This is a genomic window from Hydrogenophaga sp. L99 (assembly GCF_058731905.1).
The window spans coordinates 1,088,127-1,109,132 of sequence record NZ_CM178972.1 but is presented as its reverse complement, the minus strand read 5'-3'; the positions used below and the strand labels follow the sequence as shown (position 1 = coordinate 1,109,132).

The following is a 21,006-nucleotide window of genomic DNA, read 5'->3' as shown; positions in this document are numbered from 1 at the left end:
GCAGCCTGTGGCGCGGCGGAGCCGGCACCACGGCTGCCTTGACCTGCGTCTGCTTCTGTGTCTGCGTGACCCACCGTACGTTCCTTAGACGGGCGCGGTTTCGTCGCTGCGCGACACGCCCGCGGCCTCGAAACTCGCCATCTCGCGCAGGATCGCGCAGGCGCTCGCCAGCAACGGCCAGGCCAGCGCGGCACCGGAGCCCTCACCCAGGCGCAGACCCAGGTCGAGCAGCGGTTCGGCTTTCAGGTGCGCGAGCATGAGCGCATGGCCGCGCTCGCCCGAGCGGTGGGCAAACACGCAGCGCTGCAGCACAGCGGGCTGCAGGGCCGCAGCCACCAGCACCGCCGAGCTGGCGATGAAGCCGTCCACCACGATCACGCGGCGCTCCTGCGCGGCCTGCAGCACCGAACCGACCATGGTGGCGATCTCGAAGCCGCCGAAGGCCGCCAGCGCGGCCAGCGGATCGGTGGCGTCGGAGTGGCGCGCCAGCACCTGGCGCAGGATGCCGATCTTGCGCTGCACCGCCTCGGCGTCCAGCCCGGTGCCGGCACCGGTGCAGTCGGTCACGTCGAGTCCGCTCAGGCGCGCCAGCAGCAGCGAGGCCGCCGAGGTGTTGCCAATGCCCATTTCACCCAGCAGCAGCGCGTTGCCGGGCAGCGTTGTCACCAGCGCGGCGCCGTTGGCCAGCGCGGTGTCGCGCTGCGCAGCGGTCATGGCCGGGCCTTCAAGCGCATCGGCGGTGCCCGGTGCCACCTTGTGGATCACGAGACCCGGTCGAGGCGCGAAGTCGTGGCACACGCCGCAGTCCACCACCGTGAGGCCGATGCCGTGCTGGCGCGCCAGCACACTCACCGCCGCGCCACCGGCCAGAAAATTTTCCACCATCTGCCAGGTCACGTCGCTCGGGTAGGCCGACACGCCGCGCGCCGCCAGGCCGTGATCGCCGGCAAACACCACCAGTTGCGGGTCTTTCAGCTCGGGTGACTCGGTGCCCAGAACCAGACCGATGCGCAGCGCCAGCGCCTCCAGGCGGCCCAGCGAACCCAGCGGCTTGGTCTTGTTGTCCAGCAGGTGCTGCAGGCGGGCCGCCAGGGCGGGTTGGGCGATGTCGTCAAGAGTCGGCACGGTGTAGGTCATGGTCGGGTACTTTCTTCAATTTTTCTGGATCAGGGCTTTCAGCACGCCGGGCTCGGCGTGTTGCTCAAGGAAGTCGGCCAGGCCGTTGAACACGCTGTCCAGCGTGGGCGCCGATGCGCCAAACAAGGCGTGCAACACCCGCGGGTCTTCAAACAGACCGTGCAGGTAAACGCCGAGCACATTGCCCGCCCCGTTCTGCCAGGCCAGGCCGTCGGGCAAGACAGGCCGGGCCACATCGCCCGCGGCGGCCATGGCCGGGTGCTGCGCGGTCTGGCCGTGGTGAATCTCGTAGCCCTGGGTTGCCACACCCGAGAGCGCCGCCCAGCAGCCCACCAACTCGGTGAAGCGGGTGTGTGTGTGGCGCACGGTTTTGTTGGCGTCAAAAGCGGTCACCAGCGGCAGCAGACCCAGACCCGGGGCGTTGCCCAGGGCCATCGGTTCGATGCCGTGGCTGTCGATCAGCGCTTCGCCCAGCATTTGCAGGCCGCCGCAGATGCCCAGCACCGCCCCGCCCTGCGCGGCATGGTCGGCCACGCCCCGGTCGAGCCCTTGCGTGCGCAGCCACGCCAGGTCGCAGCCCGTGGCCTTGGAACCCGGCAACACGATCCAGTCGGCCCCGGCGCAGTCGGCCGGGGTGCGCGCCCACACCAGGCGCACGCCCGGCACGTTCTTGAGCGGCTGAAACTCGTCGAGGTTGCTGATGCGCGGGTAGGCGATGACGGCGATGGTGTGGGTCACCACCCCGGCGGCCCGGGTCTTGTCGTCAAAAACCCCATCTTCCTCGGGCAGACCGTGCTGCCACCACATGGGCAGTGTGGCGACCACCGGCACACCGGTGAGGTCTTGCAGCATCTGCGGGCCGGGCGCCAGCAGCGCGGCGTCACCGCGAAACTTGTTGAGCACAAAACCGTGGATCAGCGCGCGTTCGTCCGGGGGCAGCAACGCCCAGGTGCCGTACAGGTGGGCAAACGCGCCGCCCCGGTCGATGTCGGTCACCAGCAGGCAACGGGCCTGTGCGTGGCGGGCCACGCGCATGTTCACGATATCGCTGGCGTGCAGGTTGATCTCGGCCGGTGAGCCCGCGCCCTCGATCACCACCACGTCGTTTTCAGCCCGCAGGGCGTCCAGCGCGGCGGTGATGGTCGGCCAGACTTTTTCACTGCGCCCGCGCCACGGCATGTCGCTCAGCTCGCGGCTGACCTCGCCCATCAACACCACCTGGCTGCGCGTGTCGGCCTCGGGTTTGAGCAGCAGCGGGTTCATGCGCACGTCGGGTTCGGCGTTGGCGGCGAGGGATTGAAAGTACTGGGCCGAGCCGATCTCGCCCTGCCCGCCTGATGCGCCGGCCACGACCCGTGCGTTGTTGCTCATGTTTTGCGCCTTGAACGGCGCCACCTTGAGCCCCTGGCGCGCGTAGTGGCGGCACAGCGCCGTGGTCAGCCAGCTCTTGCCGGCACCGCTGGTGGTGCCGAGCACCATCACACACACGGCGGTCATGCGGTGGGCCTCATGCGGTCGTCCAAAGGTGGCAACGCAGCCACGGCCTGTTGCACCCAGCCGTAACCGATGCGCTCCTGCTCCAGCCGCACGTGCCCGGTGGCAGAAAAAGCGCCCAAGCGCCGGTGGCGCAAGTCGTCAAACAAAGCATGCTCCTTCGCATTCAAACGGGGTAAGTCGCGCAGGACCGGCGTGGGCTCCTGCCCCCACTGGTCCGTGTGCGCCATCAAGGTTGTTCGGTCCATCAACAGCGACTGCACCTGCGGCACATGGGCGCGCAGTTGGTCGAGGATGGCAAAGCCGTGGGTGTCGATATCACCCCAGTAATGCACGCTGCAAGCGCGCAGCCAGTGCGCTCCGGCCAAGGCATCAAAACCATAACCAGAACCAAAAATGACCAGGCTGTCAGCAAGCTCGGGAAAGGCGAGAAAGTTAACCTCATTTTCGGTGATGAACACACGCTGCACCGGCAGCGCCAGGCGCCCGAAGTCGGCTTGTGTCAGCGTCACGTCTTGCGCCCCCGCTGCGGGCAACAGCGCAGCGGTGGTGCCCAGCCATCGCAAGCGAATGCGCAAGGGCTTGTCCTTAAAACCGTATCGGCGGCAAAACTGGCTGCTCCCGTTGGCCGTGGGATCCATGGCGTCAGCGGGCAGCGCCAGATCCAGCAAGGCCGACAGCACGCCCCGGTGGGCCTCGATGAACTTGCTGTCCACACCGGGCAGATCGACCTGGCGCAGGTACACGCCGGGCCGAGGGTGCGCCTGCAGCCAGGTCACCACGTCGAGCAAGCGCGGCCACTCGGGCACCAGGGCGAGCGCCTGCAGTGGCCGCTGGTGCAACCACGGCAGCAAGGCAGGCTGTTGCACCCGCGTGCCGTCCAGCAGTTGCACAAACCGCTGCGCATCTTTTTTCTTGCCAATCAACGCCAGCGCCGCGTCCAGCGTGTCCAGCCAGATCGCATCGGGCACGGCATTGGCACCCAGCACACGGTGGCGAAATTCGCGCATGGCGATGCGGTAGCCCGACGCACAGTCTGCCGGTGCGTAGCAGCCGAGCTCGCGCATCCACGCCCGAACCGCATCAAAACGCTCGGCCAACTCGGCCGAGCTCGGCCCGACCAGTCGCAGCCGCAGGGGCGCCATCACCGCACCCGGCATGAGCAGCCGGAGCAAGTCGCCTTTGTCCCAAAGTTTCTGGACCTGGGCGCGCAAGTCGGCGGGCGTGGTCCAGGTCATCCGCTCAACCCCTGCGCCGCTTGTCTAAGGTCCATAGTCCCGCCGGTGGTGCCCCGGTCAGCCCGATCCTTTTCCTCTCGGTAGGCCTCAATGCTCAGATTGCGCAGGCGCGAGTCGCGCCCCTCGGCGTTGTGCACGAAGCCCACGCTGGCGACGAAGGGTTCGATGATGTGAATTTTTTGCAGCGGGGTGACGATCAGCAACTGCAGGTTGAGCTTGCCGAACAGTTCCAGTCCGTACTGTGCCGACTCGTCTGAACCACGCCCAAAGGCCTCGTCGATGACCACAAAGCGAAAGCTGCGGGAGCGGGTTTCGCCCCAGGTCAGACCGAACTGGTAGGCCAGACTGGCCGCCAGAATCGTGTAGGCCAGCTTCTCTTTTTGCCCGCCGGATTTGCCCCCGGCGTCCGAATAGTGCTCGTGCTCGCGGTTGTCTTCGCGCCAGCGCTCACTGGCGGCAAACACAAACCAGTTGCGCACATCGGTAACCTTGGCGCTCCAGCGCCGGTCTTGCTCGGTCTGGCCCTCGCGGCCCCGCAGGCGCTCGATGATGTGCTTGACCTGCAGGAATTTGGCTTCGGAATACTGGCTGTCTTGTCCCTCGCCGTGCAGGGCACCGTCCAGGCAGGTGCGCAACTCGGTCTGGAAATCGCGCACCTCCGCGTCCGTGGCGGCTTGAAATTCCAGCGTGATGGTGCGACCAGGGTTGTAGTCGATCTGCGTGAGCGACTGGTTGATGAGGCCAATGCGCTCCTTGATGGTTTCGCGCTCCTTGCTCAGCTGCGAGCTGAAATTCGCGATCTCGCGGATCGTGTTCTCGTTGAGCGAGCGTTTGAAATCGGCCTCGAAACGCGGCAGGTCGTCGGCCACCAGGCGCTGCAACAGGCTGCGGTATTCGCCGGCCGAGCCCATGGCCACATCAACTTCTTGCGTTTCCACGGGAAAGCGGTCGCTGAAAGACCGCATGGCGTCAATGACTTTTTCCAGCACGCGTCGGGCGCGGCCTTCCTCGGCATCAATGGTTTTTTGCAGGCCATCGCGCATCTCGCGCTCGCGGGCATCGCAAGACTCGACAGTCAGCGCAAGCGTGCCGAGCATTTCGGCTTGCAAGGCCTGCAGGCGCGGCACACGCGCTGCCAACCCGTCGGGTGCTTCTGCCATCAAGCCCTCGGCGTCGCGCTTCAAGGCCAGCGCGTCGGCAATCTTTTGTTCGGTTTTTGAGCGCTTGTCGCGTTGCTCAATGAGTTGCTCTTCCGTCTTGTTTAACGCCTCGCCCAGCGTTTTCAACTGCTGGGTCAGCGTGATCAACACGTCAGAGGCGGCTTCGAGCTTGGCCCGCTCCGCACCGAGCCGGGCGACCTCGCGCGCGTTCGCAGCCCAGTCCAGTTCGTTGAAGTCCTGAAACTCCTCCAGCTTGGCCAGGCAGTCCTGCCGCTCGCGAATGGCTGCATGCTCTTGCTGCAGATCACCGATCTGCTGGCCGATCTCGGCCAGGCGGGCCTCCAGCACACGCAGCTTGGCTTGCAAGGCGTCCAGCTTGGCGGTGTTGCTCCAGCCCAGCACATAGCGGCTGCGGTCGTCCAGGCGGTGGCGGTCGTCTTTTTCGTGGCGCTCGCCCGCGGCCTTGATCTGCCCGGCACGGGTGATGGCCTTGGGCTCGGCACGAAATTGCTCTTGCGTGCTGCAGCAGGCGTAGTCAAAGCGACGCGCCACCTCATGAGCCAGCCAATCGTAAAAGGCGGAGTCGGGCTTGATGGCAATCTTGCGCACAAGCGACTGCGCGTGCAGCTGGGACCGATCCAGGCGCCCGCCGGCGCGAACCCGGTAATAGACCAGGCGCCCCTTCAGGTGGGTGTCGTCCACCCACTGGGCAACCTGGGCGTAGTGCGCCTCGGGCACCAGCAAAGAGAGCGCAAAGCCGTGCAGCACGCGCTCGGCTGCCCCCTCCCAGTCGCGTGCGTCGTCGTGCACCTGCAGCAGCTCACCGGCAAACGGCATGTCGTCTTCGCGCAAACGCAGCGCCTGGCACAGGGCCGCCCGCAACGCAATGTGTTGCGCATCGATGTTGCTGCGCCGCGCCTGCAGACTCCTGATTTCGTCGGACCAGGCCGCGTGTTCGGCGCGTCCTTGCGCCAGCTCGACACCGCGCTCGGTCAATTCGTTCTGCACCACGGCATCGCGCGCGCTGTCCACCAACCGCCGCTCAGCACAACCCTGTTGCTGGGTTTGCAGCTCTTCTCGGTTGCTCACCTGCAGCAGCCCCAGACCAAGGCGCAACTGGTCGTAGCGCTGGGCGTTTTTCTGGCGCCGCTCCTGCTCGGTTTGCTGGCGCGCCATGTCGGCCTCGATCTGCGCGATCCGGTCGCCCCCGCGTTGGGCAATGCTCAGGCGCAAATCGCGCTCCTGCGTTTGCTGCTCGGCCTTGCGCTCCTGCAAGCGCGTCACCTTAGCCGATTCACTGGCGAGCTGAACGTCCAGACTCTCCAGGCGCTGTGCCAGCAGCTGGGTTTTTTGACCGGCAAACCAGGGTCTGAGCGTCTCGCGGCACAGGCGCAGCTCGGCCACGTTGTCCACCAGGGCGGTGTGCTTGTCGCAGTCCGCCACCAGGGGCGTGAGCCCATCAACCTGCTCTTTGGCCTTCAGCACCGCCGCGTGGGCGCGGCTCAGGTCGTCAAAATGCGCCAGCAGCCCCGCGATGCGCGGGGCCACGTCAAACGGCTCCAGCATGTGGTGGCGCACGAAATCGGTCAGGTTGCCCACCGACTTCATGGACACGGTCTGGTGAAACAGCTCCAGCGCCTGCTCGCCCATGTTGCCCAGGCGGCGGCGAAAGTGCGCGCTGTAGGGTGGAAAACTGTCGAACAGCGCCACCCCGCTTTTGCGCAGGCGCGTGCGCAAGGCCGCAACGGCGGTGCCGAAGTCAGAAAAATCGTGGGTCAGCGACAGCGCCTTGTCCGCCACGGCATAAAAGCGCTCGGGCTGCCCAAAGCTGTCCTTCATCCAGAACACCTGCGCCAGCGTCACCGTCTGGTCAAACCCGGCGTTGTGGAACACGCCCAGGATCACGGCGTAGTGGCTGGCATCGCGCAGTGCCACCGGCTTGGCGTTGCCGCTGGCCTCATGGCGTTCGGACTTGTAATGCCCCAGCACATAGGAGCGCAGCGAGCGCTCCCGGGCATCGGCCCCGGCCGCCTTGTTGTAAGCAATGCGCTGTGCGGGCACCAGCAGCGTGGTGACGGCGTCGACGAGGGTGGATTTGCCCGAGCCGATGTCACCGGTCAACAAACCATTGCGCCCGTTCAGCTCCAAGGACCAGACCCGCTTGTCAAAAGTGCCCCAGTTGAACACTTCAAGGCGCGCGAGACGAAAGCCCGCCAAGGTCATGTCATGCATCGTCCGACTCCGTGGTGGCGGACGCGGCCAGTTGGGCCTGGTACTCGCCCAGTCGCTGGTCAAAGTCGGCCAGCCACTGGGCGTCGACAAAAGCCTTGAGAATGCGGCGCACCTCGTACACCGGCTCTTGCGAGGAGCGGCCACCCGCCCCATCGGCCTGGGCCTTGAGACGGCGCACAAAGCCCAGTTCGATCACCTTGTTCAACTGGGTCTCAATCTGTTCCATCAGGCGCGACTCATTGGAGCCCGCGGGGAGAAACACCCGCACCAGTTCCACGACCGCGCTGCGGGTCAAGATCAGGCGTGTGTCCCCGCCGCTGGCGTCAAACTCGGCCAGCTTTTTGCGCAGCAACGCCAACAGCAGACTCACCTGAAAACTCAAAGGCTGGCGCCGCACCAGGCGCGGCAGCGCCGGCGCACCGTCGTCGGCTTGCTGCCGGGAACGCAAGAAGGCGTAGCCCTCGGCCTCGTCCACCACCAAGTCCAGCGCCAGTACCGCCACGTAATCACGCACGCGCGGTTGAAGTTGCATCAAGGCAGCCCACTGCGCGGCATCCTCTTCGCGGTAGAGCACGCCCTTCAACAAGGGGACGACCAGGCTGGTCAAGTCGGGTTGTGATGCGCCGGGGCGCATGGTGTCTGCAGGCACTTCATGCGTCATGAACGAACGTCCTCAAAAAATGCAACCACCCCGACGCCAGGACCGCCCATCTCTGGCGCGGTTTGCAGGGCGATGCTCCACCTGATTTTTCGGCCGAAATGACCATGAGGCTCCTTGTTGCGCGGTTCCATCGAAACCCTCAGCCGCGCACGAAAATGATCCGTGGCAACTCGGCACGCCGGGTCACGGGGCCAGCCGGGCCGGCATCCGCATCGTCCCGTGCCAACCACTCCACCGTGTCCATCGTCGTCTCATCCACCACCGATCCCGGCGCCTCGCTGGCGAGTTGCAGGTAGGCCACCAGTTCGCCCAGACCTTGCTGCAACGGTCGTGTCTGCAACAGCTCCGCCAAGGTGACTTGCGCCCGGGTCTGCAAGGACCGTGTGATGTGGGCCGACAGCGCCGCTTTGTCCACCCGCACCTGGGAAAACAGGGCGGCAGCATCCACATCGCCGTCGCCGGCCTGCAGGGCCACGCTGCTGAGCGCGGTGTGCTGTGGTGGCTGGTACAAAGGGCGCTCCAGCGGCAAGGCCAACCCGACGCCCACTTCGTCCATCTGCATGACATCGGGTGCGCGCAGTGCGTCTGGCGCGCCATCGCGCATCGCCAGCGCCTTGCCTTCGATGCCCCGCAGAATTTCCATGATGCGGCGGTTTTCCAGCCAGGCCTTGTCGTCCAGAAACCGGCGCAGCTGCTGCGAAAGCTGCGCCACCGTGCGCTGGGCGTGTTCACCGGCTTCGAGCCAGTCGTAGTGCACGCGCTTGAGGCGCCTGTCCGGCGCCAGCGACGCCACCGGGGGCAACGCCAGCACACGCTCCAGCAACTGCGTGAATTCGGCTTGCCGCGACTGTGACATCAGGAAGTCCCAGAAGGCGCGAAAGCTCCTGCCCTGGTCCGACTCCGCGATGGCGTCGCGCTCGCCCACGATCGCCTGCAGCAGCGCGCCCTTGGCCCCGTCCCACAGGGCAATGCGCTCACGCACGGTGCGGTCCAGGGCCCGAAAGTTGTGTTCCACCTCCCGAAAATCCGCCAGCAGTTCGCGCGCCAGGCCGGTGAACTGCTGGAAGCGGTCTCTCAGTGCGGTGTCGTCAAGCAAGGCCAGGTCACCCTCGGTCACCCGGGCTATCTCGGCGTCGATGGCGTCGCGTTGTTTGTGCAGCTCGGCCAGCCGAACCTGGGGGTTGGTTTCGCTGCCATCGTTCATTTGCTTGAGCAAGCCAAACAGGGTCAGCAAACGCGATTCGGTGCCCACAAAGCTGCGGTCCGACAGGCTGCCCAGCCAAGCCAGGGCTCGCTCGGTGGGCGGGGTCAGATCGAAGTGGGGTTCATCGGAACCCGCTGGGTAAAACTTGCGCAGCCAGCCCTTGTCGTTGGCGGCCCAGTCGTTCAAATAAGCCTGCGCCGACTTGGGAAACGCCTGCGCCCCGAGTTGCTCGCGCAGGCCATAGAGCGTGTCATCCAGCAATTGCACCAGACTGGACTGCGCCATCACCCGCACATTGGGCACCACGAACACCCGGTGCAAAAAGCTGGCCACCAGCGGCGCAGAGTCCGCCGCCAGCAGGCGCCAGGCCGGGTGCTGGCGGCGCTGCATCTCCAGGGTGCTGTGGTCGAGTTGGATGGTGGCTCCAGTCAAGGGTGTCGTGACACGTTGCCATTTTCCGTCAGCGCCAAAGCCTTCGCCAGGGCAGCCTGCGCAGCGGGCGGCTGCACGCTCAGGCGCCAGTGGCCCGGCAAGCCCATGCTGGTGGTGTCGCGCAGCTTGATGCCTTGCGCGCGCAAGCCGGCCACGTTCACCGGCCCGGGCGCCTGCGCGCACAGGTAGTTCGCGTCGCTGGACAAGCACTGCCAGCCCAGGCTGCGCAACAGCGCCAGCTGCTGCGTTTTCCATTCGCGCAATTGCTCACGGCTGTGCGCCAGCCAGGCCTGCGTGTCGGGCTGCACCCAAGCGGTGAGCATGGCCACGGCGTGGGCGCCCAGCAGCCACGAGGGCGCCAGGCTTTCCAGTGTCGCTTGCAGCGCACCGGCGCCGAGCGGCGCAATGGCGTAAGCGCCGCGCACGCCGGTGAGCGCCAGCGCTTTGTTGGGCGACCAGAGTTGCCAAACGGTGTCCAGGGCAGCGGCGTCCAGACTGCAGCGACCAGCCAGGCGCAAAGGCTCATAAGCGCGGTCCAGCACCACCACGCCGCCCTGCTCCGCCACGGCCTGCGCCAGGGGTTCGGCCATGCCCTGCGGGCTCGACGGCTCACACAGCCACAGCAAGTTGGCGGCGACCGGATCGGTCACACGCTGCAAGCCCCAGGCCGCTGCGGCCCGCGCGTAGTCGCCATAGGCCTGCGCGGGTTGCCACACGCTGTGCCCGCCGGCACGCACCACCGCTGCGGTAATGCGCGCAATGAACTCGCTGGCACTGCCGGCCACCACGATGCGCTCGGCCGACACGCCATGAAACGCCGCCAGCGCTGCGCGCAACGCCGCGTAAGCGGGATCGGGGTAATGCTGCGCATCGGCCTGCGCCAGCGCGGCCAGCGCCACGGGGCATGGCCCACACACGTTGGCGTTGGTGGAAAAGTCCCACCGGGGAACGCCTTGGGCGTCCGGCCCACCGTGCTCTTGGCGCGTGGGCATGTTCATGCCGCGTGGCTCCAAAGCCCCGCCACCAGAACCCCAGCGGCCAGCGCCGCCAGCGCGCCCACCACGCGGCCCGCCAGTTGCAGCGCCCGCGCGGTGTCTGCCGCCTGCGGGCTGCGCCCTGCGGGGTGCAGCGTGTACACGCCGGGCTTGGCCAGGTGCACGTCCAGCGCCAGCGCCATGGCGGCCATCGGCCAGCCGCTGTTGGGCGAGGGTGTGAGACGCGCCTGAGCGCGCACTTCGCGCCAGCGCCCCACCGCGCCCAGCCCGGCGAGCAACACCGCCGTGATGCGCGCCGGCAGCCACGACAACACGTCGTCTGCCCGCGCCGCCCACTTGCCAGCCCAGGTCCAGTCACGGCCCTGGCGCTCGCCCCGGTAGCCCCACATGGCGTCGGCCGTGTTGGCGAAGCGGTAGAGCGCCGCGCCTGGCAGGCCGGCCACAGCGAACCAGAACAGCGGCGCGACCACCGAGTCGTTGAGGTTCTCGGCGAGGGTCTCGATGGCGCTTTCGCGCACCTGGGCCGCGTCCAGGGTGGTCACGTCGCGGCTCACCAGCCAGGCCAGCCGGGCGCGCCCTTCAGCCAGTGACGACGCCAGCGCAGCCTCCACCGCCCGCACCTCGTCGCGCAACATGCGCCAGGCTAGCAGCGGCTTGAGCAGCACGCCCAGCGCCAGCGCCTGCAGCCACCCTGGCCCGGCGCCCAGCGCGCGGGCGAGCGCCCAGGCGCTCAGCGCCACCAGCGCGGCACCCAGCAGCCAGGCCAGCGCGCCGCGCGCGAACACGCGCCACCGGTCGGCTTGCGGCGTGGGCACCGGGGTGGCGATGCGCTGGCCGGCCCAGCCCAGGTAACGCCCCATCCCCACCACCGGGTGCCAGCGCGCCGCCGGCTCGCCCCACAGGCGGTCCACCCCCAGCGCCACCAGCACCGCGAAGGCGCCGATGGCTACCGGTGACAGCGCCTGCGGGTCGGTCATGGCGTGGCGCCTTGCAGCGCGGCGGCGTCGGCGTCAGCCAGGGCCAGACGCCCGGCCGCGGCCGCGTGCAGTGCCGCCAGCAGCTGGTCCACGTCGTCGGCCTGGTGCGCGGCCGACAGGGCGATGCGCAAACGGGCCGTGCCCTCGGGCACGGTGGGCGGGCGGATGGCGGGCACCCACAGGCCCTGCGCACGCAGGCGCGCCATCACGTCCAGCGCGGCGGCGTTGTCGCCAATCACCAGCGGCTGGATCGCGGTGTCCGAGGGCGTGAGCGCCCAGCCGGCGGCGTCGATGGCCGCGTGGGCGCCCGGCGCCAGGCCCCGGCGCAGCTGCGCGATCAGCGCGGCCAGGTGCTGGCGGCGGCGCTCGCCCTCGGCACCGAGCACGCAGCGCAGGCCGGCGCGCACGGCCTCGGCCAGCAGGGCCGGCGCGGCGGTGGCGTAGGTGTAGCTGCGCGTCTTTTGCAGCAGCCACTCCACCAGCCGCTCGGGCCCGGCCACGAAGGCGCCGGCCACGCCCAGCGCCTTGCCCAGCGTGGCCATGTAGAGCACGCGCGGCGAAGCGCCCGCGCCGGTGAGGCCGGCGGCGGCCAGCGCGCCCCGCCCCTGCGGGCCCAGCACGCCAAAGCCGTGTGCGTCGTCGAGCAGCAGCAAGGCATCGTGCCGCTCGCACAGCGCGTGCAGGCCGGTGATGTCGGCCACGTCGCCGTCCATGCTGAACACCGCGTCGCTGATCACCAGCTTGCGGCGCGCCGGGCTGGCCGCCAGCAAGGCGTCGAGCCGGGCCAGGTCGCCGTGGGGGAAGCGGTGCACCGTGGCCTTGGACAGGCGCGCGCCGTCGATCAGGCAGGCGTGGTTCAGCGCGTCGGAAAACAGCGCGTCGCCCTCACCCACCAGGGCCGGCACGGTGCTGGCGTTGGTGGCGTAGCCGGCATAGAAATACAGCGCGCGCGGCAGGCCCACGGCCTCGGCCAGCTCGCGTTCCAGCGCGGCGTTGGCCACGCTGTGGCCGCTGACCATGGGCGAGGCACCGGAGCCCACGCCGTAGCGGTCCACTGCGGCGTGCACCGCCTGGCGCAGCAGCGGGTCTTGCGCCAGGCCCAGGTAATCGTTGCTGCAGAAGGCCAGCAGCGACACGCCGTCCACGTTGAGCCGGGCACCCGGCTCGGGCTTGACCGCGCGGCGCACGCGGCGCAGCGACTGTGCATCCAGCGCGGCGAGGCGTTCGTCAAATTCGTTCAGCCAGCTCATGGCCATCCTTTCATTGCCATGTTGCAGGCAGGTCCAGCACGATCTGGCGTGCCTCCGGGGTGTGCGGCTGCCAGGGCACCACGCCGAGCAACGGCGCGCCCAGGCGCTGGCACAGCGTGGCGATGTTTTCGTCGCGGCAGACCATGGCAGGGTCCACGGTGTTGGCCACCCAGCCGGCCAGCTGCAGGCCGTCGGCGCGGATGGCTTCGGCGGTGAGCAGCGCGTGGTTCAGGCAACCCAGGCGCAGGCCCACCACCAGCACCACCGGCAGGGCCAGCGCCACCGCCAGGTCGGCCAGGGTCTCGTTTTCGTTCAGCGGCACGCGCCAGCCGCCCGAGCCTTCGACCAGCACCACGTCGGCCAGGCCACGCAGCTCCCGGTGCGCCGCCACCAGCTCGGCCACGCCCACGCGCCGGCCCGCGCGCGCGGCCGCCAGGTGGGGCGACAGCGGCTCGGGCAGCGCCACCGGGTTGTCCAGCGCGGGCGGCACGGCCACGGTGGACGCGGCGCGCAAGGCCCGCGCGTCTTCCGCCACCCACTCGCCACCTTGCAACACCAGGCCGGCCGCCACCGGCTTCATGCCGACCACGCGGGCATGGTGGCGCGCCAGCGTGTGCAGCAGCGCGGCGCTCACCAGGGTCTTGCCCACGCCGGTGTCGGTGCCGGTGACGAAGCAGCCGTTAAACGCCATCGGGCACCCCGCTCACCGGCACCGGGCCGGTCTCTTCGGCCAGCGTGGCGTCGAGCGCGGTCAGCGCGCCACGGGCCAGCAGCTCGCCCTCGGCCTCGTCGATCACATAGGGCGGCATGGCGTAGAGCGTGTGGCCGATGGGCCGCAGCAGCAGCCCCTGCGCCAGCGCGTGGCGGGCGTAGCGGCGGCCGAAGTCGGGCAGGCTGCTGAGCACGTCCCACGCGAAGACCATGCCCTTGCGCCGCGCGTGGCGCACGCGCGGGTGGTGGGAGATCGGCGCGAACTGCGCGGCCAGCCGCTCGCTGGTGCCCAGGTTCTGCCGCAGCGCGTCGGTCTGGTCAAACAGGTCCAGCGTGGCCAGCGCGGCGCGGCAGGCCAGCGGGTTGCCGGTGTAGCTGTGCGAATGCAGGAAGCCGCGCGCCACCTCGTCGTCGTAGAAGGCGGCGTACACCGCGTCGGTGGTGAGCACCACCGACAGCGGCAGCGTGCCACCGGTCAGGCCCTTGGAGAGGCAGAGAAAGTCGGGCCGGATGCCCGCCTGCTCGTGCGCGAACAAGGTGCCGGTGCGGCCGAAGCCGACCGCGATTTCGTCGAGCACCAGGTGCACCTGGTGCTGGTCGCAGAGTTCTCTCGCGCGCCGCAGGTACACGGGGTCGTGCATGGCCATGCCAGCGGCGCACTGGATCAGCGGCTCGATGATCACGGCGGCGGTCTCGTGCGCGTGTTCGGCCAGCCAGTCGCCCAGGGCGGCGGCGGCCCGCTCGGCCACGTCGGCCGGGGTTTCGCCGGGCGCCGCGCCGCGGGCGTCGGGGCTGGGCACGGTGGCGGCCAGCCGCACCAGCGGCGCATAGGCTTCGCGGAACAGCGCGATGTCGGTCACGGCCAGCGCGCCCACGGTCTCGCCGTGGTAACCCCCGGCCACGCCGACGAACCGGCACTTGTCGGCCCGGCCCGCGTTGCGCCAGTGGTGGGCGCTCATCTTCAGCGCGATCTCGGTGGCGCTGGCGCCGTCGCTGCCGTAGAAGGCGTGGCCAAGGCCGGTCAGCGCGGCCAGGCGCTCGGAGAGCTCCACCACCGGCCCATGGGTGAAGCCGGCCAGCATCACGTGGTCCAGCGTGTGCAGCTGGTCGATGAGCGCGGCGCGGATCGCGGGGTGGTTGTGGCCGAACAGGTTGACCCACCAGGAGCTGATCGCGTCGAGGTAGCGCCGGCCTTCGTGGTCGTGCAGCCACACGCCTTCGGCCCGCGCCACGGGAATCAGCGGCAACGCCACACCCTCGGGCGCGTGCAGCTTCATCTGCGTGCACGGGTGCCAGACGGCGGCCAGGCTGCGCTGGCGCCAGGCGGCGTTGGCCGACACGGGCTGCGTCACAGCTCGGCGCCCAGGGGCCGGATGACCGGGTCGCCGGCCTGCGGACCGGCGGGCTCGCTGCGGGTCTCGACGATGCGGTTGGCGGCGTCGGGGAACACCAGCTTCGGCACGGCCTCGTCGAGCTGGTCTTCGTGCACCATGCCGAAGGCCGCGATGATCACCAGGTCGCCCACGCTGGCGCGCCGGGCGGCCGAGCCGTTGAGCGAAATGATGCCGCTGCCGCGCGGCGACCTGATGGCGTAGGTGATGAAACGTTCGCCGTTGTTGACGTTCCAGATGTGGACCTGTTCGTTGGGGCGGATGTTGCTCGCCTCCAGCAGGTCTTCGTCGATGCCGCAGGAGCCTTCGTAGTGCAGCTCGCAGTGGGTGACGGTGGCGCGGTGGATTTTGGATTTCAGCAGGGTGCGGAACATGGGGGATCTCCTCAAGCGCCGAAGGTGTGGCGCGTTTTCAGGCCCACGCGCTGGAGCAGCGCGCGATCGGCCTCCACGTCGGGGTTGCCGGTCACCAGCAGCTTGTCGCCATAAAAGATGGAATTGGCCCCGGCCAGGAAGCACAGCACCTGGGTCGATTCGTCCATCTGCCGGCGCCCGGCCGACAGACGCACCTTGGCATTGGGCATGGTGATGCGGGCCACAGCGACCGTGCGCACAAACTCCAGCGGGTCGAGGTCGGGCTCGTCGGCCAGCGGCGTGCCCGGCACCTTGACCAGGTGGTTGATCGGCACCGATTCGGGGTACGGCGCCAGGTTGGCCAGCTGCGCGATCAGACCGGCGCGCCCAGCGCGCGATTCGCCCATGCCCACGATGCCACCGCTGCACACATGGATGCCGGCCCCGCGCACGTGGCCCAGGGTGTCCAGCCGGTCCTGGTAGTCGCGGGTGGTGATGACGTTGCCGTACAGCTCGGGTGCGGTGTCGAGGTTGTGGTTGTAGTAGTCCAGCCCGGCGCCCTTGAGGCGTTGCGCCTGGTCGCCCGTGAGCATGCCCAGGGTGCAGCAGGCTTCGAGGCCTTGGTCCTTGATCACACGCACCAGTTCTTCGACCTTCTCCAGGTCGCGGTCGGTGGGCGCGCGCCAGGCCGCGCCCATGCAGAAGCGCGAGGCACCGGCCGCCTTGGCGCCCAGCACGGCTTCGCGCACGGCGTCGGGTGTCATCATCTTGGTGGCCGGCACGCCGGTCTCATAGTGCACCGACTGCGGACAATAGCCGCAGTCCTCCGGGCAGCCACCGGTCTTGATCGACAGCAGTGTGGCCAGCTCCATCTCGGTGGGGTCGTGGTGCTCGCGGTGCACGGTCTGGGCGCGGTGCATCAGCTCGGGCAACGGCAGGTCCAGCAGGGCCTGCACCTCGGCGACGGGCCAGCGCTGTGGCGTCTTCGACACGCTCTTGACGGGGCGGTGCAGTGTCACGGGGGTTTCAACGATCACGGTCATCGGGGTTCTCCAGGTGGGTCAGTCTTCAATACCGCGCTGAGCCGGGATACCCGCCTTGAAGGCGTGCTTCACCAGTGTCATTTCGGTCACGGTGTCGGCCAGCTCGATGATTTCAGGCGGGCAGCGCCGGCCCGTGATGACCACATGGGTGTGCTTCGGGCGGTCGCGCAGGGTTTGCAACACGCCCTCCAGCGGCAGCCAGCCGTAGATCAGCGGGTAGGTCAGTTCGTCGAGCGTGACCATGAAATAGTCGCCGCTCAAAATGGCGGCGCGGGCTTTTTCCCAGCCGTCGCGCGCGAGCTGGGCCGAGTGTTCCAGGTCCTGGCTTTTCCAGCTGAAACCGTCGCCCAGTCCTTCGATCGGAATACCGATCTGCTCAAACATGCGGTGCTCGCCAAAGCGCGCGGAAGGCACCTTCATGAACTGAAAAATCTTCACCAGCTTGCCGTGCACGTGCGTGCGGCCAAAGGCGCGCAAGGCCAGACCAAAGGCGGCCGTGCTCTTGCCCTTGCCGTCGCCGGTGTGCACGATCAACAGCCCGCGTCGCTCGCCCTCGGGTTTTTCATAGCGCTTCTCGGTGGGTGCCGATTCAATTTCCATGGCTCGATGTCCTGTCAAAAAAAGGGGATTTATTGGGGTAGCGCCACCCAGCGCGGGCCCAGCGCATGAATGGCGATGCGGTGCTCGAACACCGCTTCCAGTGCCCGGTGCGCAGCGGCTTGCTGGGCCGAACCGGCGTGAACAATGCGGCCCTGCTGCATCACCACCACCTCGTCGGCCATGAGCGCCAGCGTGATTTCGTGCAGCACGCTGACCACGGTTTTCCCCTGCGCCACCAGGCTGCGCACCAGCGCAATCCAGTCGGCCTGGTGCGGCGGGTCCAGGTTGGCCAGCGGTTCGTCCATCAGCAACACATCGGCTTCCACCGCCAGCAGCCGCGCCAGCAACACGCGCTGGCGCTCGCCGCCCGATAGCGCGCCCAGCGGGCGGCACTGCCAGTCCCAGGCCTGGGTCTGGCGCAGCGCGCGCTCCACCGCCGCGTGGTCGGCCGGGCTGGGCGGGGCCAGCCAGGCCTGGTGCGGCAGGCGCCCGAGCAAGGCCACGTCGTACACCGTGAGGTCGTCGGCGCTGGCTTCACCCGCGCCGCTTTGCGCCAGCCAGGCCAGCGCCCGGGCGCGCTCACGCGGCGCCATGCGCGCCATGGGCTGCCCGTGCAGCAGCACGTCGCCCTGGCAAGGCAGCACCCCCGCCAGCGCACGCAGCAGGGTGGACTTGCCCGCACCGTTGGGGCCAACAATGCTGGTCCAGCGGCCAGCGCCCAGCGCCAGGTTCACGCCTTGCAACACCTGGCGCTGGTTGTGGCCCAGGCCCAGCGTGGCGTGCAGGTCCAGCGTTTGCAAGGCTATGGCAGAGTGGGCCTTGTTCAACATGCTATCACCCCACCCGCTTGCGCATGAGCCACAGCAGGTAGCCACCGCCCAGCACCGCCGTGAGCACGCCCACAGGCAGCTCTTGGGGCGCCAGCAGGCCACGGGCCAGGGTGTCAGCCAGCATCAGCAACACGCCGCCCATGAGGCTGGCCAGGAGCACCAGCCAGGCGTGGGTGGTTTTCACCACCGCGCGCACCAGGTGCGGCGCGGCCAGGCCCACAAAGGCGATCAGCCCGGTTTGCGCCACGGCGGTGCCGGTGGCCAGGGCCAGCACACCCACCAGGGCCGCGCGCAGCGGCCCCAGCGGCAGGCCCAGGCTGAGCGCGGTGGACTCGCCCAGCGCCAGCCCGTCGAGCACGCGCGACAAGCCCCAGGCCAGCAACAGGCACACGAAACCAATGCCGGCCATCAACGCGCAAGACGCCCAGCCCACAAACCCGGTAGAGCCCAGCATGAAAGCCTGCATGGCCTGCAAAATATCTGGCGTGGTGAGCGTGACCAGCGAGGTGAGCGCACCCAGCACCACCCCCACCACCACACCAGCCAGCAGCAGGCGCAGCGTGTGCTGCACCCCACGCGCCAGCGCCAGCGTGAGCAGCACCGCCAGCACCGCACCCACAAAGGCCGCGCCGGTGAGCCCCAGGCGCACCACCCATTGCGTGGCAAACGGCGAAACGCCCAGCCCCGCCAGCGCCAGCGCCACACCCAGCGAGGCACCCGAGGCACTGCCCAGCAAAAACGGATCGGCCAGCGGGTTGCGAAACAGGCCCTGCGCCACCGCGCCCGCCAGCCCCAGCAAGGCGCCGGCGGCAAACGCGCCCACGGTGCGCGGCGCACGGATCTCCCACACAATCTGCGCCGCCACCGGGTCGGCCAGCATGTTCCACACCGCCTCCAGCCCGGTGCTGCCCACGCCCAGCCCCAGCACCGCCAGCACGCCGCCACCCAGCACCAAACCCACCGCCAGCCACAGCGGGCGCGCAGACGTTGTCCGCTCGGCCGTCACAGCGGTTTGCAGCGTGGCGGTGTTCACGGCGCTTTCTCCTGCAGGCAACGCGCCATCAGGCGGGCGGCCTCGGCCATGCGGGGGCCGGGCCGCACCAACACGTCAGACTCGTTGTTGGGGAACACACACAGCCGCTCTTCGCGCACGGCGCGGATGCTGCGCCAGCCGGGGCGCTGCGTCATGCCCTCAAAGTTGCGGTCGCCCACCATGATCACGTCCGGGTTGGCGCGCACCACAAACTCCGGGTTGAGCTTGGGAAACGGCCCCAGGCTGGCGGGCACGATGTTTTGCACGCCCAGCCGGGTCAGCGTTTCACCAATGAAAGACGACGTGCCCGCACCATACGGCGCCCGGTTCACTTCGAAGTACACGCGGGTGTTTTTCACGCGCGCCGGCAGCGACTGCGCCGCCGCCGACACCGCCGCGTCAATGTTCCGCCAGATGCGCTGGGTGGCCTGCGCGTCCACGCCCACCACCTGCGCCACCTTGCCCAGCACGCGCTGCACATCGGCGTGGCTCTTGGGCTCGAGCGCCACCACCTTCAGCCCCAGCGACTCCAGCCGCTCCACCACCCGCGACGATTGCGCCAGCAGCACCACGTCGGGCCGCAGGGCCACGATGGCCTCCACGTTCGGGTCAATGCCACCCCCAACGCGCGGCAGCGCGGCAATGGTCGCTGGCCAGTTCGAGTAACGGTCCACCCCCACCAGGCGGTGGCACTGGCCAAGCTCACACACCGTCTCGGTCAGCGAGGGCAACAGCGAAACAATGCGCTGCGGTGGCGCGTCCCAGCGCACGGTCACACCCCGGTCGTCGGTCACCTGCAGCCCGGCCGCGTGCACGCTGCCCAGCAGCAGCGCCCAGCCCGCCAGAAACACCCACAGCAAACCCAAGCGCTTGCTGATTTTCATGCCGCACCTTTCAACACCAGCGGCAGGCCCGCCGCCATCAGCGTGACGCGATCACACGCGGCCGCCACCGCCTGGTTCAGCTGGCCCAGCGCGTCCACAAAGGCGCGCACCTCGCGCCCCATCGGGATCACGCCCAGCCCAATTTCGTTGCCCACCAGCACCACCGGCCCACGCGCCTCTTCCAGCGCACCGCACAGCGCATGGCAGGCCGCCTGCAAGCCGTCTGCGCTGGCCGCCTGGCTCGCGTCGGCCGGCATGAGCTGGTTGGTGAGCCACAGCGTGAGGCAGTCCACCACCACCAGCGTGTGGGGCGCACTGTGCTGGCGCAGGGCCGCACCCAGCGCCAGCGGCTCTTCCACCGTGGCCATGCCCGGCACGCGCTGCGCCCGGTCCAGCTGGTGGCGGGCAATGCGCTCGCGCATCTCATCGTCCCAGGGCTGGGCGGTTGCAATCAACACCGCGCGGTGGTCGGGCGCGGCGTTCAGCCAGGCGCTGGCCAGCAGCTCGGCGCGGCGCGACTTACCACTTTTCTGGCCACCCAATATGAATTCGCTGCGTTCCATGTTCATCGTGCCATCCAGTTCGTCACGATGCGGTGCATCTGCGCCACACCGTCGGTGAGCGCCGCCGGGCCGGGCTGCAAAATATCGGCCGACTTGATCTCAAACAGCTGCCCGGTCTTCACCGCCGCCACGTCCTGCCAGCCCGCACGGGCCGCCACCTTTTCCGGCCGAAACTTCTTGCCGCACCAGGAGCCGATGATGATGTCCGGGTTGCGGCGCACGATCTCGGCGCCGTCGGCAATGATGCGGTTTTTGCCCAGCGACTCAACAGCCAGCTCGGGAAACACATCGTCGCCACCGGCCAGGCCCAGCAGCTCGGACACCCAGCGAATGCCGCTGATGTGCGGCTCGTCCCACTCTTCAAAAAAGACCTTGGGGCGGCGCTTGCCCGCCGCTTCCAAGGCCGCCACCGCTTGGGCCATGTCGGCCAGCCGCTGGCGCGTGGCGTCCATCCAGGCGAGCGCCGGCTCGGTGCAGCCCACCATGGCCGCCACCTGGTACAGCATGGAAAAAATCTCGTCCACGCTGCGCTGGTTGAACACCGTCACCTGCACGCCAGCGCGTATGAGCGACGCAGCAATGTCGGCCTGCAAGTCGGAAAAACCGAACACACAGTCGGGCTGCAGCGCCAAAATTTTGTCCACCTTGGCGGTGAGAAACGCGCTCACCTTGGGCTTTTCGTCTCGCGCCCGGCGCGGGCGAACGGTGTAGCCACTGATACCCACAATGCGGTGTTCTTGCCCCAGCAAGTAAAGCCACTCGGTGGTTTCTTCGGTCAGGCAGACGATGCGTTGTGGGCCGAGGTGAGCAGAGTTCAT

Annotated in this window: 19 protein-coding genes; all 19 read right to left on the bottom strand. The window is 68.6% G+C overall.

All coding sequences use genetic code 11. The features are described from left to right. Window positions 1–84: 84 nt before the first annotated feature. Entirely contained in the window at window positions 85–1,137 is a 1,053-nt protein-coding gene (gene cobT, locus AC4QBL_RS05300) for a nicotinate-nucleotide--dimethylbenzimidazole phosphoribosyltransferase (RefSeq protein WP_304840709.1), read from the bottom strand. A 15-nt stretch (window positions 1,138–1,152) separates the two neighbouring features. After that, window positions 1,153–2,634: a cobyric acid synthase gene (locus AC4QBL_RS05295; protein ID WP_304840707.1), complete on the bottom strand. Its 1,482-nt coding sequence runs from the start codon at window positions 2,632–2,634 to the stop codon at window positions 1,153–1,155. Beyond that, a complete protein-coding gene (locus tag AC4QBL_RS05290) occupies window positions 2,631–3,869 on the bottom strand; it encodes a Wadjet anti-phage system protein JetD domain-containing protein (RefSeq protein ID WP_304840705.1) in 1,239 nt (412 codons plus the stop codon). The genes AC4QBL_RS05295 and AC4QBL_RS05290 overlap by 4 nt, the downstream gene beginning before the upstream one ends. After that, window positions 3,866–7,261 carry an ATP-binding protein gene (locus tag AC4QBL_RS05285; protein WP_304840703.1) on the bottom strand — a complete coding sequence of 1,132 codons (3,396 nt, stop codon included), beginning with the start codon at window positions 7,259–7,261 and terminating at the stop codon, window positions 3,866–3,868. The genes AC4QBL_RS05290 and AC4QBL_RS05285 overlap by 4 nt, the downstream gene beginning before the upstream one ends. Next, window positions 7,254–7,922, bottom strand: coding sequence for a DUF4194 domain-containing protein (locus AC4QBL_RS05280; protein ID WP_304840701.1), 669 nt, complete (start codon window positions 7,920–7,922; stop codon window positions 7,254–7,256). The genes AC4QBL_RS05285 and AC4QBL_RS05280 overlap by 8 nt, the downstream gene beginning before the upstream one ends. 139 nt (window positions 7,923–8,061) lie before the next feature. After that, a complete protein-coding gene (locus AC4QBL_RS05275) occupies window positions 8,062–9,543 on the bottom strand; it encodes a DUF3375 domain-containing protein (protein WP_304840747.1) in 1,482 nt (493 codons plus the stop codon). Window positions 9,544–9,554: 11 nt separating this feature from the next. Beyond that, window positions 9,555–10,556 (bottom strand): aminotransferase class I/II-fold pyridoxal phosphate-dependent enzyme, encoded by a 1,002-nt coding sequence (locus AC4QBL_RS05270; RefSeq protein ID WP_304840699.1) that lies wholly within the window; start codon window positions 10,554–10,556, stop codon window positions 9,555–9,557. After that, window positions 10,553–11,530: an adenosylcobinamide-phosphate synthase CbiB gene (gene cbiB, locus AC4QBL_RS05265; RefSeq protein WP_304840697.1), complete on the bottom strand. Its 978-nt coding sequence runs from the start codon at window positions 11,528–11,530 to the stop codon at window positions 10,553–10,555. The genes AC4QBL_RS05270 and cbiB overlap by 4 nt, the downstream gene beginning before the upstream one ends. Continuing rightward, entirely contained in the window at window positions 11,527–12,786 is a 1,260-nt protein-coding gene (locus AC4QBL_RS05260) for an aminotransferase class I/II-fold pyridoxal phosphate-dependent enzyme (RefSeq protein WP_305659807.1), read from the bottom strand. The genes cbiB and AC4QBL_RS05260 overlap by 4 nt, the downstream gene beginning before the upstream one ends. Before the next feature lie 4 nt (window positions 12,787–12,790). After that, window positions 12,791–13,471, bottom strand: a complete 681-nt coding sequence (gene bioD, locus AC4QBL_RS05255; RefSeq protein WP_305334225.1) for a dethiobiotin synthase — start codon at window positions 13,469–13,471, stop codon at window positions 12,791–12,793. Then, a complete protein-coding gene (gene bioA, locus AC4QBL_RS05250; protein ID WP_492131652.1) occupies window positions 13,461–14,768 on the bottom strand; it encodes an adenosylmethionine--8-amino-7-oxononanoate transaminase in 1,308 nt (435 codons plus the stop codon). The genes bioD and bioA overlap by 11 nt, the downstream gene beginning before the upstream one ends. Window positions 14,769–14,839: 71 nt before the next feature. Then, the gene (gene panD / locus AC4QBL_RS05245) at window positions 14,840–15,256 is read right to left on the bottom strand and encodes an aspartate 1-decarboxylase (RefSeq protein ID WP_304839308.1); all 417 of its coding nucleotides are present in this window, start codon (window positions 15,254–15,256) and stop codon (window positions 14,840–14,842) included. Window positions 15,257–15,267: 11 nt separating this feature from the next. After that, window positions 15,268–16,269, bottom strand: coding sequence for a biotin synthase BioB (bioB, locus tag AC4QBL_RS05240; RefSeq protein ID WP_472899293.1), 1,002 nt, complete (start codon window positions 16,267–16,269; stop codon window positions 15,268–15,270). Window positions 16,270–16,296: 27 nt separating this feature from the next. Then, window positions 16,297–16,878: a cob(I)yrinic acid a,c-diamide adenosyltransferase gene (gene cobO, locus AC4QBL_RS05235; protein WP_305334222.1), complete on the bottom strand. Its 582-nt coding sequence runs from the start codon at window positions 16,876–16,878 to the stop codon at window positions 16,297–16,299. Between the two features lie 29 nt (window positions 16,879–16,907). Then, window positions 16,908–17,708: an ABC transporter ATP-binding protein gene (locus AC4QBL_RS05230; protein ID WP_370870946.1), complete on the bottom strand. Its 801-nt coding sequence runs from the start codon at window positions 17,706–17,708 to the stop codon at window positions 16,908–16,910. Between the two features lie 4 nt (window positions 17,709–17,712). After that, entirely contained in the window at window positions 17,713–18,741 is a 1,029-nt protein-coding gene (locus AC4QBL_RS05225) for a FecCD family ABC transporter permease (protein WP_370870945.1), read from the bottom strand. Further along, window positions 18,738–19,625: an ABC transporter substrate-binding protein gene (locus AC4QBL_RS05220; RefSeq protein WP_472898993.1), complete on the bottom strand. Its 888-nt coding sequence runs from the start codon at window positions 19,623–19,625 to the stop codon at window positions 18,738–18,740. The genes AC4QBL_RS05225 and AC4QBL_RS05220 overlap by 4 nt, the downstream gene beginning before the upstream one ends. After that, window positions 19,622–20,194 carry a bifunctional adenosylcobinamide kinase/adenosylcobinamide-phosphate guanylyltransferase gene (locus tag AC4QBL_RS05215; RefSeq protein ID WP_472898992.1) on the bottom strand — a complete coding sequence of 191 codons (573 nt, stop codon included), beginning with the start codon at window positions 20,192–20,194 and terminating at the stop codon, window positions 19,622–19,624. Before AC4QBL_RS05215 ends, AC4QBL_RS05220 begins: the two co-directional genes overlap by 4 nt. Next, entirely contained in the window at window positions 20,191–21,006 is an 816-nt protein-coding gene (locus tag AC4QBL_RS05210) for an ABC transporter substrate-binding protein (RefSeq protein WP_472906466.1), read from the bottom strand. Before AC4QBL_RS05210 ends, AC4QBL_RS05215 begins: the two co-directional genes overlap by 4 nt.